Source organism: Natrinema sp. CRL1 (assembly GCF_059162405.1).
This window is the reverse complement of record NZ_JBLVOY010000001.1, coordinates 160,902-173,396: the sequence shown is the minus strand read 5'-3', so window position 1 is coordinate 173,396 and position 12,495 is coordinate 160,902. Positions and strand designations below refer to the sequence as shown.

16 protein-coding genes are annotated in these 12,495 nt (G+C 65.5%); 9 read left to right on the top strand and 7 right to left on the bottom strand.

Going from position 1 to position 12,495, the window contains the following annotated elements:
* Positions 1-298: 298 nt before the first annotated feature.
* The gene (locus tag ACJYUO_RS00955) at positions 299-1,123 is read left to right on the top strand and encodes a M48 family metallopeptidase (RefSeq protein WP_494343550.1); all 825 of its coding nucleotides are present in this window, start codon (positions 299-301) and stop codon (positions 1,121-1,123) included.
* Positions 1,124-1,192: 69 nt separating this feature from the next.
* Positions 1,193-1,690: a LabA-like NYN domain-containing protein gene (locus ACJYUO_RS00950; RefSeq protein ID WP_444720051.1), complete on the top strand. Its 498-nt coding sequence runs from the start codon at positions 1,193-1,195 to the stop codon at positions 1,688-1,690.
* 69 nt (positions 1,691-1,759) lie between these two features.
* Here ACJYUO_RS00950 and ACJYUO_RS00945 read toward each other — a convergent pair whose 3' ends face one another.
* On the bottom strand, positions 1,760-1,927 hold the full coding sequence (locus tag ACJYUO_RS00945) for a hypothetical protein (protein WP_006429203.1): 168 nt from the start codon (positions 1,925-1,927) through the stop codon (positions 1,760-1,762).
* Between the two features lie 190 nt (positions 1,928-2,117).
* On the opposite strand from ACJYUO_RS00945, the gene ACJYUO_RS00940 reads away from it, so the two are divergent.
* Positions 2,118-2,606, top strand: coding sequence for a PUA domain-containing protein (locus ACJYUO_RS00940; RefSeq protein WP_494343549.1), 489 nt, complete (start codon positions 2,118-2,120; stop codon positions 2,604-2,606).
* A gap of 40 nt (positions 2,607-2,646) precedes the next feature.
* On the opposite strand, the gene ACJYUO_RS00935 is transcribed toward ACJYUO_RS00940, so the two are convergent.
* On the bottom strand, positions 2,647-3,285 hold the full coding sequence (locus ACJYUO_RS00935) for an HD domain-containing protein (RefSeq protein WP_494343548.1): 639 nt from the start codon (positions 3,283-3,285) through the stop codon (positions 2,647-2,649).
* Positions 3,286-3,417: 132 nt separating this feature from the next.
* Between ACJYUO_RS00935 and ACJYUO_RS00930 the strand changes: the two genes are divergently transcribed.
* Positions 3,418-3,813 (top strand): nascent polypeptide-associated complex protein, encoded by a 396-nt coding sequence (locus ACJYUO_RS00930; RefSeq protein ID WP_494343547.1) that lies wholly within the window; start codon positions 3,418-3,420, stop codon positions 3,811-3,813.
* Positions 3,810-4,604, top strand: a complete 795-nt coding sequence (locus ACJYUO_RS00925; protein ID WP_494343546.1) for a methyltransferase domain-containing protein — start codon at positions 3,810-3,812, stop codon at positions 4,602-4,604. The genes ACJYUO_RS00930 and ACJYUO_RS00925 overlap by 4 nt, the downstream gene beginning before the upstream one ends.
* A 377-nt stretch (positions 4,605-4,981) precedes the next feature.
* On the opposite strand, the gene ACJYUO_RS00920 is transcribed toward ACJYUO_RS00925, so the two are convergent.
* Positions 4,982-5,290 (bottom strand): transcription factor S, encoded by a 309-nt coding sequence (locus ACJYUO_RS00920; RefSeq protein WP_494343545.1) that lies wholly within the window; start codon positions 5,288-5,290, stop codon positions 4,982-4,984.
* A gap of 84 nt (positions 5,291-5,374) precedes the next feature.
* Entirely contained in the window at positions 5,375-5,629 is a 255-nt protein-coding gene (locus ACJYUO_RS00915) for a DUF5789 family protein (RefSeq protein WP_494343544.1), read from the bottom strand.
* A gap of 115 nt (positions 5,630-5,744) precedes the next feature.
* On the opposite strand from ACJYUO_RS00915, the gene ACJYUO_RS00910 reads away from it, so the two are divergent.
* Together ACJYUO_RS00910 and ACJYUO_RS00905 are read left to right on the top strand one after the other, a co-directional pair.
* Entirely contained in the window at positions 5,745-7,034 is a 1,290-nt protein-coding gene (locus ACJYUO_RS00910; protein ID WP_494343543.1) for an MFS transporter, read from the top strand.
* A 161-nt stretch (positions 7,035-7,195) separates the two neighbouring features.
* Complete coding sequence (locus ACJYUO_RS00905; protein ID WP_494343542.1) at positions 7,196-7,705, top strand: DUF5797 family protein; 510 nt, start codon at positions 7,196-7,198, stop codon at positions 7,703-7,705.
* 39 nt (positions 7,706-7,744) lie between these two features.
* On the opposite strand, the gene ACJYUO_RS00900 is transcribed toward ACJYUO_RS00905, so the two are convergent.
* Both ACJYUO_RS00900 and ACJYUO_RS00895 read right to left on the bottom strand, forming a co-directional pair.
* Complete coding sequence (locus ACJYUO_RS00900; RefSeq protein ID WP_494343541.1) at positions 7,745-8,797, bottom strand: DUF5787 family protein; 1,053 nt, start codon at positions 8,795-8,797, stop codon at positions 7,745-7,747.
* Between the two features lie 185 nt (positions 8,798-8,982).
* The gene (locus tag ACJYUO_RS00895) at positions 8,983-9,420 is read right to left on the bottom strand and encodes a bis(5'-nucleosyl)-tetraphosphatase (RefSeq protein ID WP_138246146.1); all 438 of its coding nucleotides are present in this window, start codon (positions 9,418-9,420) and stop codon (positions 8,983-8,985) included.
* 187 nt (positions 9,421-9,607) lie between these two features.
* On the opposite strand from ACJYUO_RS00895, the gene ACJYUO_RS00890 reads away from it, so the two are divergent.
* On the top strand, positions 9,608-9,943 hold the full coding sequence (locus tag ACJYUO_RS00890; protein WP_444720042.1) for a 30S ribosomal protein S10: 336 nt from the start codon (positions 9,608-9,610) through the stop codon (positions 9,941-9,943).
* 94 nt (positions 9,944-10,037) lie between these two features.
* Positions 10,038-11,315, top strand: a complete 1,278-nt coding sequence (locus ACJYUO_RS00885; RefSeq protein WP_494343540.1) for an amidohydrolase — start codon at positions 10,038-10,040, stop codon at positions 11,313-11,315.
* Positions 11,316-11,434: 119 nt separating this feature from the next.
* On the opposite strand, the gene ACJYUO_RS00880 is transcribed toward ACJYUO_RS00885, so the two are convergent.
* Positions 11,435-12,235, bottom strand: a complete 801-nt coding sequence (locus ACJYUO_RS00880) for a DUF4397 domain-containing protein (RefSeq protein ID WP_494344412.1) — start codon at positions 12,233-12,235, stop codon at positions 11,435-11,437.
* Between the last annotated feature and the right edge of the window lie 260 nt (positions 12,236-12,495).

Below are 12,495 nucleotides of genomic sequence, written 5' to 3'. Positions count from 1 at the left end.
GTTTCGATCGGCGGGGTGTCAGTGGTGGTCGGTGGGAGTCCGTGCGCGGTCGAAACGTCCCCGGGACGGGGTGCCAGCCCGCCGCGAGCACACTCACGCGCGTTTGCGTTTGATAAAACGAGGGCAGACGCCGCTCACGACGGGACCGACGGTCGATGGAGCGACGTGGCGCATATACGCTCAACGGGGTTGATCTGACTTATTCGTTGTGTCTTTGACCGGACCGCGCCCCCGTGATGTTCGGTGTCTTACATACGACTCCGCGTAATTTATCCCCGAGCGTTACTTACCAGCACCTATGACAGATTTCGGACTGAAAGTGCGAATGGCGATCGTCGGCTCGATCCTGTTCGCGTTCTACATGCTCGTCGGCGCCTTCGGCCTGGCGATGTTCGGGTTCAATATGTGGCCGCTCGTCGCTGTCGGTCTCCTCGTTTTACCGGCCATCCAGTACAAAATCGGGACGTGGTCGGCCACCAGAAAGGCCGAACCGATGCCCGAAGACGGACAGTACCAGGAGATCCATCACATGACCGACTCGCTGTGCCGAGATATGGGCATCAAAAAACCCAAACTGATGGTCATGGACATGGGCGTCCCCAACGCCTTCGCGACCGGCCGCAAGGGCAAGGGCGTCGTCGTCGTCTCGACGGAACTCATCCGACTCCTCCAACGGGATGAACTCGAGGGCGTGATCGCTCACGAACTCGCACACATCAAAAACCGGGACGTCCTCGCGATGGTCTTCGGGAGTTCCATCTCGATGATGGTCGGCTGGGTCGCCTACATGGTCTACATGATGGGCGGCGAGCGCAACATCGGCAGCATCTTCGTCGGCATGATCATCTCGAACATCGCACAGATGCTCGTCATGGTCTTCGTGCTGGCCATCTCGCGGTACCGCGAGTACGTCGCCGACGAGGACGCCCGCCAGTACATCGGCAGCGGCGACCCCCTCGCTCGCGCACTCGAGAAAATCTCGCAGGGCTCGCAGGGACGCGAGACGCAGGTCCAAGACAGCGTGAACGCACTGTGTATCTTCAACGCCGACAAGAGTCTGCTCTCGAAGCTGTTCGCGACCCACCCGCCAACCGAAAAGCGCATTCAGAAACTGCGAAGCTGAGACCGACCGACGGTCGACCGGGCCGACCGAACGCCGCGATTTTTATGCTGGCCCGCGACAGACTAACACGTGACTGAGATTCATCCCGGTCAGCGCGTCGCCGTTCTCGTCGACGCCCAGAACCTGTACCACACCGCACAGAGCCTCCACAGCCGGAATATCGACTATTCCGCGCTGCTCGAGAAGGCCGTCCAAGACCGCCAGCTCACGCGCGCCATCGCGTACGTCATCCGCGCGGATTCGCCCGAGGAGGAGAGCTTCTTCGAGGCGTTGACCGACATCGGCTTCGAGCCGAAGATCAAGGACATCAAGACGTTCTCCGACGGCACAAAAAAGGCAGACTGGGACGTCGGAATGAGCCTCGACGCGGTGACGCTGGCCAACCACGTCGACACGGTCGTCCTCTGTACGGGCGACGGCGACTTCTCGCGGCTCTGTTCGCACCTGCGCCACGAGGGAGTCCGCGTCGAGGTGATGGCCTTCGAGTCGTCGACCGCCGAAGAGTTGATCGCCGCGTCCGACTCGTTCCTCGATCTCGGCGACCGACACGAGACGTTCCTGCTCTGAGAGCAGCCGATTCGGAGACTCGAGCAGTCCTGTCGGTGGGCAAAAACGAGAGGGGTGACGGGAGTTCGACTATCGGCACTGCCAGAGTCCGACCAACAGCGCGTACCCCGAGACGAGCAGAATTGACCCGGTCAAGAGATAGACGAACGGCCCCGTAACGAGCGCGGCCGGACCGGCGAGCGTCAGGGTGCCGATGACGAGCAGGGCGACCCCGAGGCCGATTTGCGTGACGTCCATGCTGGCGGTAGTACCGAATCGACTACTATAACGTTCACCATTTCGATCAAGTCTGTTTTTTGAGTATTGGGAACGGGCGGCACAGCGTCCGGTTCCCACCGACGGGAGCGCTTTTCTTCGAGGAGAGCCGCGACGACCGGCACGCGGTCAGGTCGAAGGGCTTTCGACCCGCCCCGCCGAACCTCGGCCAATGAGCGAGCCAGCAGACGGGAGCGCGGGCCTGCCCCAGCTCCGGACGATCGCGGACTACCAGTTCGGTGCGGGCGCGGGCGCGGCGCTGTTCCCGTCCGACGAGTCGCTGACGGTCAAACGCACCTCCTCGGGACGCCCCCAACAGGTCCACGCCGACGGGAGCCGCATCGTCTCCTTCGGCGTCGACGGCCGGTTCACCCTCGGCCTCGAGGGCGGCCGTCGACTCGAGACGACTCTCCCCGATCCCGCCTACCGCGTCGTGGTCGACGACGAGAGCGAACCGTTCGTCCGCGACGAGAAGAACGTCTTCACGAAGTTCGTCCTCGAGGTGGGCAACGATATCCGGCCGGGCGACGAGGTGCTGGTCGTCCACGAACGCGGCGAGTTGCTCGCGGTCGGGACGGCGCGGCTCGACGCCGGCGCGATTCGGGACTTCGAGACGGGGATGGCGGTGAGCGTCCGCGAGGGCGCGCCCGCGGACGACTAACAGAACGTCGGGCGGCAGTCGCAAGCGATCGACGCGACTGCTACAACTGACACTCGCGACCGATCTCCCGTTCGTAGCGCGCTTTGATCTCCGCGAACAGCGTTTCGCCGATCGCTGTCCGGAACCGCGGTGCGGCCGTCGCGAAGAACTCGTCGAGATTCTCGTACTCGGAGAAGGCATCGTTCGGCTCCGTTTCGTCGTAGCGACCCCCGCGCTCGTATTTCAGCGCCTGCAGGCAGTTGTCGAGCAGGTCCATGTCCTTGACGAACCGCGCGGTCGGCGTCTCGCGGGCCTCGTACTCTTCCCAGAGCGATCGGAAGTCACAGTCGCGGTCGCGATCCCCGTCTCCGCCTTCGAACGGAGCGAAGAGGTCAGTAATGGCTTCGCGCTCGAGGGTTTCCTTTTCCTCGCCGGACACCCGCTGCGTGTCGTCGTCCGCTCGAGTCGCGATGTCTCCCGTGCGCGCTTCGCCGAGATCGTGGACGAGCGCCATCGACACCGCTCGGTCGCGGTCGACGTTCTCCTCCGCCCGGTCGGCGTACAGCAGACAGAGCGTGGCCGTCCCCCACGTGTGGGCCGCGACTGATTCCGGCGACTCGATTCCGCGGAGCACCCACCCCGTCCGGCGCTCGTCTTTCAGTTCGAATGCCTCGAGCAGGGCGTCGATCTCGTCGGTCATTAGGCCCCACCACGGGCCAGCGCCGATTGAAAACGTCGATCGCCGGCTCCCGCGATCGAATTCGGGTGCCGGAGCCCGCGCCGCTTTCGCTGAACAACAAAGTAAAAGGTCGCCCGTGGCGACGTGGCGAGTATGTTTGGAGGAGGCGGCGGCGGACTCAACCCGCGCAAGATGGAACAGATGATGGAACAGATGGGCATCGACGTCGAGGACATCGACGCCGAGGAAGTCATCATTCGGACCGATGAGTTCGACCTCGTGTTCGACGACGCCGAGGTCACCAAGATGGACGCCCGCGGACAGGAGACCTATCAGGTCATCGGCTCGCCCGAAGAGGTCGAGTCGGGCTCGGCCGGCAGCAGCGCAGGCGGTGCCGATACCGACGCCGGTAGCGACGCCGGCCCGTCGATCCCCGACGACGACGTTGAACTCGTCGCCACGCGAGCCGGCGTCAGCGAGGACGACGCCCGCGAGGCACTCGAGGACAACGACGGCGACCTCGCCGCGGCGATCGAGACCCTCGAGTGACTCGAGTGAGCGGCTCAGACGGCACGGACGAAGACGCGGCCGACGCCGACAGCGACGACGGCGTGCCGGTCTTGCTCGTCCGCGGCGACCGCGAGTACCTCGTCCAACCCGGCGGCGAACAGGGGACCGACCTCGGCGTGCTCGAGGTCCCCGAAGACGTTGAGTCGGGCGACACCCTCGAGACGCATCTGGGCGACGAGTTTCAGGTGCGCCGACTGCGCGGCCCGGACCTCTTTCATCACTTCGAGCGGACCGGCGCGCCGATGGTGCCCCGCGATATCGGCCTCGTGATCGGCGAGACGGGCATCGCCCGCGGCGACCGCGTCCTCGACGCCGGCACCGGAACGGGCGTGCTCGCCGCGATGATGGCCCGGGCCGGCGCGTCGGTCGTAACCTACGAACAGGACGCCGACTTCGCCGATGTCGCCCGCGAGAACATGGCGCTCGGCGGCGTCGAAGCCGACGTCGACGTCCGAACCGGCGACGTGACCGAGGAAATCGACGCCCTCGAGCCCTCGTCGTTCGACGTGCTCACCCTCGATACGGCCGACGCGCCCGCGATGGTCGAGCACGCGCCCGACCTGCTCGTCGACGGCGGCTTCGTCGCGGTCTACAGCCCGTTCATCGAGTCGACTCGAGAAGTCTCGGAGACGGCCCGTGAAGTGGGCTTATCTGACGTGACGACTCGAGAGACGATCCAACGCGAGATGCAGTTCGACGAGCGCGGCTCGCGACCCTCGACTGCCCCCGTGGGTCACACCGGCTATCTGACGGTCGCGCGCAACGAATAGCGCGGTCTCTCTTCACTCTCGTCGCGGTGGTACGTATCGATACAAGTCTCCTGCGGGTTCACCGACCGATTTACAGACTCGACAAGCGGTGGCCGAGAGCGGGCTCCGAGCAATGCGAGGAGCCCGGGATTCGGGGGAGGGCAGGCCGTTATCCGGTGCCGACCGTGAGCGAACGAAGTGAGCGAGCGGGCCGACGACCGATGTGGAGTGAACGAAAGCGCGGCGCTACGCGCCGCGTATAGACGAGCGGCGCAAGCCGCGAGTCGAGTGAACGGAACGGAAGGAGGAGTGCTTTTGATCGAAATTTTGCCGAGTGACGAGCGGCCGGGAGCGCTGATAGCGCTCCCGGCACGCTCAGAACGCAGCGCAAAATTTCGTTAGTTGTCGTCCTCGCGCCACTTGTGCTCGCATTCGGTACAGATGAAAAAGCGCGTCTCGGACTCGTCGGCCGCGCGGATCTGTTGCATGTACCAGTGGGCGCGGTCGTTGCCACACTCGGGACAGCGGGCGTCGGTTTCGGGCAGCGACGTTTCGCCGGAGGACTCGATGACCTCCCCGATCTCTTGGTCGTCGGTGATGACGTACTGGTCGGCGTCGCCTTTCGGTTCCGTGTACCCGCAGCTACCGCACTCCCAGAGCCCGTCCTCGGCTTTCATCATCGAACCGCATTCGTCGCAGAATTCCATCGTTGTCCGGGCTACGGGGGTCGAGCGACTTAAGGGACCCGTTTAGGATCGTTGACCGGTCGCACTCCGGCCAGCGCGGGGCACTTATCCCTCGCCCTCCGACTGGTAGGGCTCGCCGACGGCCTCCCGCGGAAGAACGTTGTGCAGTTCCGACTCGAGGTCGTCGACCGACTCGAAGCGGTCGCTCCCGCTCCGTTCGATGAGCGCGCCCAGGTTGCGCTCGCCGTCGGCGAGGAGGAGCGTCGTGTCTCCGAGTTCGGTCGCAGCCTGCTCGTTCGTGACGGGGTACTCGAGGGTCTCGAGGACGCTTTCGACCCGGCTGAGTTTGACGTCGGCCATGGCCGAACGAACGCGGGCGACGGGCTTGTAGTCCTGCCCTGCTTGAGCGGACGTTCAGGTATGATAACATTTCGATTCGAAACTATAATCGGACGCGGTCACGCAGGAAAACTCGATGCGGGGACTCGTGGATCGGATTATCGCGCCCTTCGCCGTGGACCGACGGGTGCTCGCGCTGGCGGGGGCCCGGATGGCGGACGGGATCGGGAACTCGTTTCTAATCATCGTGATCCCGCTGTACGTGAGCAGCGGCGTGGTGAGCGGGACGGCGTTCGGCCTCGGGGAGTCGATGATCATCGGACTGATCCTCTCGCTCTTTGGCTTTCTCAACAGCAGTTTTCAGCCGGTTACCGGTCGCCTGTCCGACCGACTGGGTCGGCGAAAGCCGTTCATTCTGGTCGGCCTCGCCGGCCTCGCGCTGACGAACCTGGCGTACGTCTTCGCCGAGACATACGTCTCGCTGCTGGTCATCCGCGGATTACAGGGCGTCAGCGTGTCCTTTATTATTCCGGCCTCGATCGCGCTCGTCAACGAACTCGCGACGGCCGGCAATCGGGGCGGGAACATGGGCGTCTACAACACGTTCCGACTGGTCGGCTTCGGTGCCGGCCCGGCGCTGGCCGGCGCGGTCGTCAGTCTCGGCCCGTACGCGCTCCCAATCGGGGTGACGATCACCGGATTCGATGCCGCCTTCTACACCGCGGCGATCACCGCGACGATTAGCTACGTGCTCGTGACGATTCTGGTCTCCGATTCGGATTCGGCGGCCGCAAACGCCGGCGCTGACCTCTCGATTCCGATCTTCGACCGGGCGGGCCCCAACCTGCTCGATCCGATCTTCACGCTCGGCGTCGCGTCGTTTTTCATGGCGACCGCGATCGCGCTGTTCTCGACCATCCAGCCGCAGGTCAACGCCCGCCTCGAGCAGGGCGCGACCTGGTTCGGCCTGCAGTTTGCGGCGTTTATCATCGCGCAGGTCGCGCTCCAGACGCCGATCGGGCGTGCTTGCGACCGGTATGGCCGGCGGCCGTTCATTGTTACCGGGATGGTGTTGTTGATCCCGACGACGCTCGTGCAGGGTCTTCTGTTCTCTTCCGTGCTGATGTTCGTCGCCCGGCTGTTCCAGGGCGTCGCGGCTGCGATGGTGTTCGCGCCGTCGCTGGCGCTTGCGGGCGACCTCGCCGGCGAGGGCGAATCGGGTTCGAAGCTGTCGGTGCTCACGATGGCCTTCGGCTACGGGATCGCCGCCGGCCCGCTGTCCTCGGGCGCGCTGATCGAGTTCGGCTTCGAAGCGCCCTTCGTCTTCGGGAGCGCGCTCGCGGCACTCGGGTTGATGCTGGTGTATACGCAGGTCGAAGAGACGCTCGAGGCGACGGCCTCGGTACCCGTCGTCGGAAGCGATTGACTCAAACTGATCGCTCGAGCCACCCCATTCGATCCTTACTCGCCAGCCCGAGTCGTCCCGCGATAGACGGCTCATCAGAAGGGGGCGGGCGGCTCGGCGTGACGTTCCACGGAACTGGCGGGACGCAACGCAAAAGTACCGGATACGCATACGGTTCCACGATGACGCTCTCGGAGGAGGCCACGGACCGGTTGGCGGACGTAGTGGAGCTACAGCCGACGAAGAATTCCGAGCTGCAGGACCGATGGGGGATGGAAAGCGGCAGCGAGGTCCACCAGTACCTCGAGAACGAACTCGGGGACTACTACTTTCGGGACGACAACAGCCTGATCCGCGCGACCGCGGAGGCGGCCGATCTGGTCGACGTCGAGCCGGGAATCGAGAGCGACCCTGAGGACGACGGCGTCCCCTCCAAGATCCGCGTCCCGGAGCTACAGGCCCGGATCGTCGCGGTGCTCGCCGGGCCCGAAGAGCGCTCCGAGAGCGTGGTGTCGGTGCTCCACAGCCTCCGCGACGAATACGATATCGACCCGGAGGCAGAAGATGTCCGCTCGGGTCTCCAGAGCTTGCGCCGCAAGGGCGTCGTCGAGGTCGAGTACCGCACCGTGCCGACGTTCCGGCTGACCGTCGAACGTGACGACCTCGAGGTCTCCGTCTCTGACGCCAACTGACACGAACGCGGACACTGACACTCGAGCGCGCGGACCGGGCTACAGCCCCGGTCGTCGTCGCCGGCGGCGCTCCTCGAGAATCTGCTGCGATCGTTTTCCGGGGCCGCCCTCGATCGGCCAGCCGCGGGTACGCCAGACGGGCGGCTCGGGTTCGAAGTCGGAACAGGACCCGGAACACTCGGCGGCCGTCTGGCAGCGACTCTTGGCGGCGCAGTAGGGCACCGCCTGCTGTGGGTCTCGAGCGCGGAGTTCGAAGTGTCGGCAGTCGGGGCGCATCGTGTCGATAAAGGAGCGCCAGCCGCGCTCGTAGGCGCGTTCGGCGATCGCGAGCCGTTTTGCGGCCTTCGTTTCCGGCTCGACGTACTCGAACCGGGCGGCGGAGTCGTCCCGATGCCCGCCGTCGGGCCGCTCGAGGATGCGGGTGCCGGGTTCGTCGACCGCGAGCGAGCGGGGGTACCACGACACGTCGGCCGTCAGCGTCTCGGGCTCGAGCGCGAGGATGCCCGCCGCGACCGGCAGGTCCTCGAAGAGCGCGGGGTCGACGCGCTCGCCGGTTTCCTCGGTCGCGACCCAGACCTCGTCGGCCAACCCCATCGCGACGTCGTACTCGAGTTGCGAGCCGAGCGCGCGGGCGGCGCTGGCGTCGAGATCCGGTTTGTTCTCGATGGCGACGATCCGCTCGATCCAGTCGGGATAGAGACACTTGCGCCGGATCTCGATACGGTTGCCGTTCTTTCTGGTCGCGAGGATACCGCGGTCGTCGGCGCGGTGGATCGCCTCGCGGACGTACCGCCACGGATAGCCCGGATGGGGGAGCGCGTCGCGGTAGTAGGTCCACTCCATCGGGGCGTTCCGGACGACGTGGAGGAGATCGCTATCGAGCCGGTCGAGACCGAAGTTCGCCCGCTGCCGGAGGGCCTCGCGGTCGCACTCGAGGACGATGGTATCCCAGCGCCGGCGCTTGGTGCCGAGTTGCCGGGCGACGACGATCGCGGTGCCGTCGCTTTCGGACTCGTCTCCCGGCGGCCACGCGAGTTCGGCCCAGCGGCAGGTCCGGAGCTCGAACCCGAACTCGGCGGTATGAGAGGCCACACGGGGAGTTCACACTACGAGCGCAAAAACGCTACTCGATCGACCGGCGGCCGCGGCTCGCGAGCGACAGCAGTGCCACTCTCGGCCCGACTATCGAGATCGGGACTGAACCGCGATCCCATCTCGTGGAACGTCGTCACTCCTCCGCAGTGGGAGGCAGCCAACGGCGACGGCCGTCGTGTCGCTTACTCTTCGTCCTCCTCCTCGAGTTCGTCGAGAAACTCGTGGGCGTCCTCGAGGATCTCTCGAGGGCCGTCCTGCGTGACGGTGTTGATCGCCTGTTCGTAATCGCGCCACTGGAGGTCGCGATGTTCGTTCGATAGTTCCGCGCTCGCTTCGAAGGACTTCGCGACGAACAGGTGGACGGTCTTGTGGATCGTCTTGCCGTTCGCCTCGAAGACGTAGTCGTAGTCCTTGCGAAAGCCGTCGAGTAGTCGGAACTGTTCGATACCTGCCTCTTCCGTTACTTCGCGGATCGCCGTCTGCTGTAGCTCTTCATCTCCTTCGACACCGCCCTTGGGGAACTCCCAATCGCCTGGGCGGCTCTTGAGTAGAAGATACTCGCGCCGGCCCCGCGTATCGCGGAAGAGGATCGCGCCTGCGCTCGTAGCTTCGACTGCCATTAAGTGGGCTAACAGGTGCGACGTTAAGAGAATATCGGACTGTTCGTCCAACGGACACTGATTCCGGGCACGATTGTCACGACGGCGACGGCCGATCGACTGCAGTCGGTCACCGCCCGCGCGGGTGGGCAGCGCGTCTCAGCAAGTTTTTACGCCCCGCCCGACGACGTATGCGACAGTACCAGCCATGACCTTCGTCACCCGTCTCACCCTCCAGAGCGGCGATCGCGCCGCGCTCGATGGCATCGTTGAGGACATCAAAGCCAACGCGGAACGAAAGGGCGCGGCGCTGAAAGGCCCCCACTCCCATCCGCCCGAGAAGCACTCGGTTCCCCAACGCTGTCGGCTCCACGCCGACGACGACCGGCAGTTCTCCTCGTGGGAGTACACCGTCTTCACCCGCGAACTCGAGATTCACGGCCACGACAGCCTCGCGCGCAACATCGCCTCGCAGAGTTTCCCGGACTCCGTCCACATCGAGGCCGAGGTCGAACAGATCCACGGCGCGGGCCGCGGGAACTGAACGGGCCACGAGCCACACCGGCACAGACGGTCTCCGCTCCTCTCGACGTGTGAGCATCGGGAGCACTTTTTACCGTTCCCGACGAGGTCGAGATATGACCGCGGACGACCTCGTGTCACTGCGTCGAGACCTCCACCGAAAACCAGAGCCCGCGTGGCGGGAGTTCTACACCACCGCGCGAATCGTCGACGAACTCGAGTCCCGACTGGGCGACGACCTCGACGAACTCCACGTCGGTCCCGACGCCATCGCGGGCGACCACCGGATGGCGGTCCCGGACGACGCCGAATTCACCCACTGGTACGAGCAGGCGCGGGATGCCGGCGTCGACCCGGACGTGCTCGAGCGACTCGAGGGCGGCTATACGGGCGTGGTCGCCGTCCTCGAGCGCGGCGAGGGGCCGACCGTCGGCCTGCGCGTCGACATCGACGCGCTTCCCCGGAAAGAGTCCGACGACCCCGCCCATGCCCCCACTGCGGAGGGCTTTCGCTCCGAACACGAGGGAGCGATGCACGCCTGCGGCCACGACGCCCACGCGACGATTGGGATCGGTGTCGCAGAGCGGATCGCCGCCAGCGACGACTTTTCCGGGACGCTGAAGGTGTTCTTCCAGCCCGCCGAGGAGGTCGTCGGCGGCGGCAAGTCGATGGCCGAGAGCGAACACATTCAGGATGTCGACGCGCTGCTCGCGGTCCATATCGGCCTCGATCACCCGACCGGCGAGATCGTCGCCGGCATCGACGGCTTTCTCGCGGTCTCACACCTCGAGGCGGAATTCGCGGGCGAGTCGGCACATGCGGGCGGTCACCCCGAGCAGGGGCGAAACGCCGTCCAAGCGATGGCGACGGCCGTCCAGAACCTCTACGGCATTCCCCGGCACAACGACGGCAAGACCCGGGTCAACGCGGGCGTCGTCGAGGGCGGCAGCGCGGCGAATGTCATCCCCGACGAGGCCAGAATCGTCTCCGAAGTCCGCGGCGAGACGACCGAGCTCATGGAGTACATGAAGGGACGAACCCGACAGGTGCTCCGGAGTGCCGCCCGGATGCACGACTGCGAGATCGACATCGAAACCGGCGCGGAGGCACCCAGCGCGACCAGCGACGAGGCACTCGTCTCGATCGTCGCCGACGTTGCAGGTGACACGGCGGGCGTCGAACGCGTCCTCGAGCGCGACGAACTCGGCGGCAGCGAGGACGCGACCTACCTGATGCGGGCGGTACAGGCAAACGGGGGAACGGCCTGCTACGTCGGCGTCGGCACCGACCACCCCGGCGGCCACCACACCGCGACGTTCGACATCGACGAAGTCAGTATTGGACACGGGATCGACGTATTGGCGGGGGCAATCGAGCGACTCGGCGATCGGTAGCCGTTACCCGACTCGAAACGCGCTTGGCAGCTTTCCCGACCCGTCGCTGTTCGGTACGCACCTGCCGACGGCGTCCTGGATCGAACGGCTTCGGTTCCAGTGTCGATCCGTATCACCGATCAGGCGTCCATGACGACCTCGAGGTCGAACGCCTCGTCGGCGGGAGCCGAGTCGGGCTCGAGGTAGCCGACGGCGAAGGCGCTGTAGACGCTGCCACCTTCCGGTGCAACGTCGAACGTCGCGACTACGTCGCCGTCGTTGGTCTCGGTCGCTGGCCGGACCTCGAGGGTGTACTCGCCGCCGGGAACCTCGGCCGTCGCCGTGTCGCCGAAGGCAGCGTCTTCGAATAGCACGGTTTCGCCGTCGCTGACCGTCACGTCGACCGCGGGGGCGTCCGGCGACGCGTGGACCAGTCGGATCCGCGCGTTGTCGCCGGGATCGCTGACGTCGTCCTCGAGGATCGCCGGCTCGAAAGGCTGGTTCTCCTCGGCCAGTTCACCCAGCGCCGCGATCGTGAACGACCCCTCCGCGATCTCGAGGTCCTGGTCGAAGACGACGGTGTCTGCGTCGCCGGCGGCGGTGATCATCACCTCGTAGGTACTCGGCTCGAGTTCGAGATAGTCGCTGACGTCCCGGAAGGGAACGTCCTCGAGGACGGCGTCGCCGTCGACGTAGACGTCGACGTTGGGGGCGTCGGGCGAGAGGTGTGCGACCCGGACGTTCGACATCGAGGAGTCCATGCCGTCGTCGGAGCCGGAATCCTCTCCCATGTCTTCGTCTTCGTCCATCCCGTTGCCGGAGTCGTCGCTCGAGTTGTCGTCGCCATTGCCGTCGTCGCCGCCCATACAGCCGGCGAGTGCGATACCGCTTGCAGTGCCGATCAGTGTCAGTGCGCGTCGACGCGTGTGGTTCTGTACCATCATAACCCCTTATTTGACCGATAGGAAAGCCAAAATACCCTAACAGAGTAGGGGAATGTTCACGGGAATCGATAGTACAACTCTGCGAACTGTCCGCCGGCGGCCGAATCGGACGGATACTCGAGATCAGGATCGATGCGGCCCGCTCGAGCGGTCACTGGCCGGGAGCGGGCTCCGAGCGCCGCGAGGAGCCCGCGACTCGGGGGAGGGCAGGCCGCCACCCGATACCGACCGCGAGCGAACCCGAAGGGTGAGCGAGC

Bases quoted from the DNA above. Each gene is read 5' to 3' on its own strand.
- ACJYUO_RS00955 (WP_494343550.1), top strand. From the start codon at position 299: ATGACAGATTTCGGACTGAAAGTGCGAATGGCGATCGTCGGCTCGATC.
- ACJYUO_RS00945 (WP_006429203.1), bottom strand. From the start codon at position 1,927: ATGGACGTCACGCAAATCGGCCTCGGGGTCGCCCTGCTCGTCATCGGC.
- ACJYUO_RS00940 (WP_494343549.1), top strand. From the start codon at position 2,118: ATGAGCGAGCCAGCAGACGGGAGCGCGGGCCTGCCCCAGCTCCGGACG.
- ACJYUO_RS00935 (WP_494343548.1), bottom strand. From the start codon at position 3,285: ATGACCGACGAGATCGACGCCCTGCTCGAGGCATTCGAACTGAAAGAC.
- ACJYUO_RS00930 (WP_494343547.1), top strand. From the start codon at position 3,418: ATGTTTGGAGGAGGCGGCGGCGGACTCAACCCGCGCAAGATGGAACAG.
- ACJYUO_RS00920 (WP_494343545.1), bottom strand. From the start codon at position 5,290: ATGGAATTCTGCGACGAATGCGGTTCGATGATGAAAGCCGAGGACGGG.
- ACJYUO_RS00915 (WP_494343544.1), bottom strand. From the start codon at position 5,629: ATGGCCGACGTCAAACTCAGCCGGGTCGAAAGCGTCCTCGAGACCCTC.
- ACJYUO_RS00910 (WP_494343543.1), top strand. From the start codon at position 5,745: ATGCGGGGACTCGTGGATCGGATTATCGCGCCCTTCGCCGTGGACCGA.
- ACJYUO_RS00905 (WP_494343542.1), top strand. From the start codon at position 7,196: ATGACGCTCTCGGAGGAGGCCACGGACCGGTTGGCGGACGTAGTGGAG.
- ACJYUO_RS00895 (WP_138246146.1), bottom strand. From the start codon at position 9,420: ATGGCAGTCGAAGCTACGAGCGCAGGCGCGATCCTCTTCCGCGATACG.
- ACJYUO_RS00890 (WP_444720042.1), top strand. From the start codon at position 9,608: ATGACCTTCGTCACCCGTCTCACCCTCCAGAGCGGCGATCGCGCCGCG.
- ACJYUO_RS00885 (WP_494343540.1), top strand. From the start codon at position 10,038: ATGACCGCGGACGACCTCGTGTCACTGCGTCGAGACCTCCACCGAAAA.
- ACJYUO_RS00880 (WP_494344412.1), bottom strand. From the start codon at position 12,235: ATGGTACAGAACCACACGCGTCGACGCGCACTGACACTGATCGGCACT.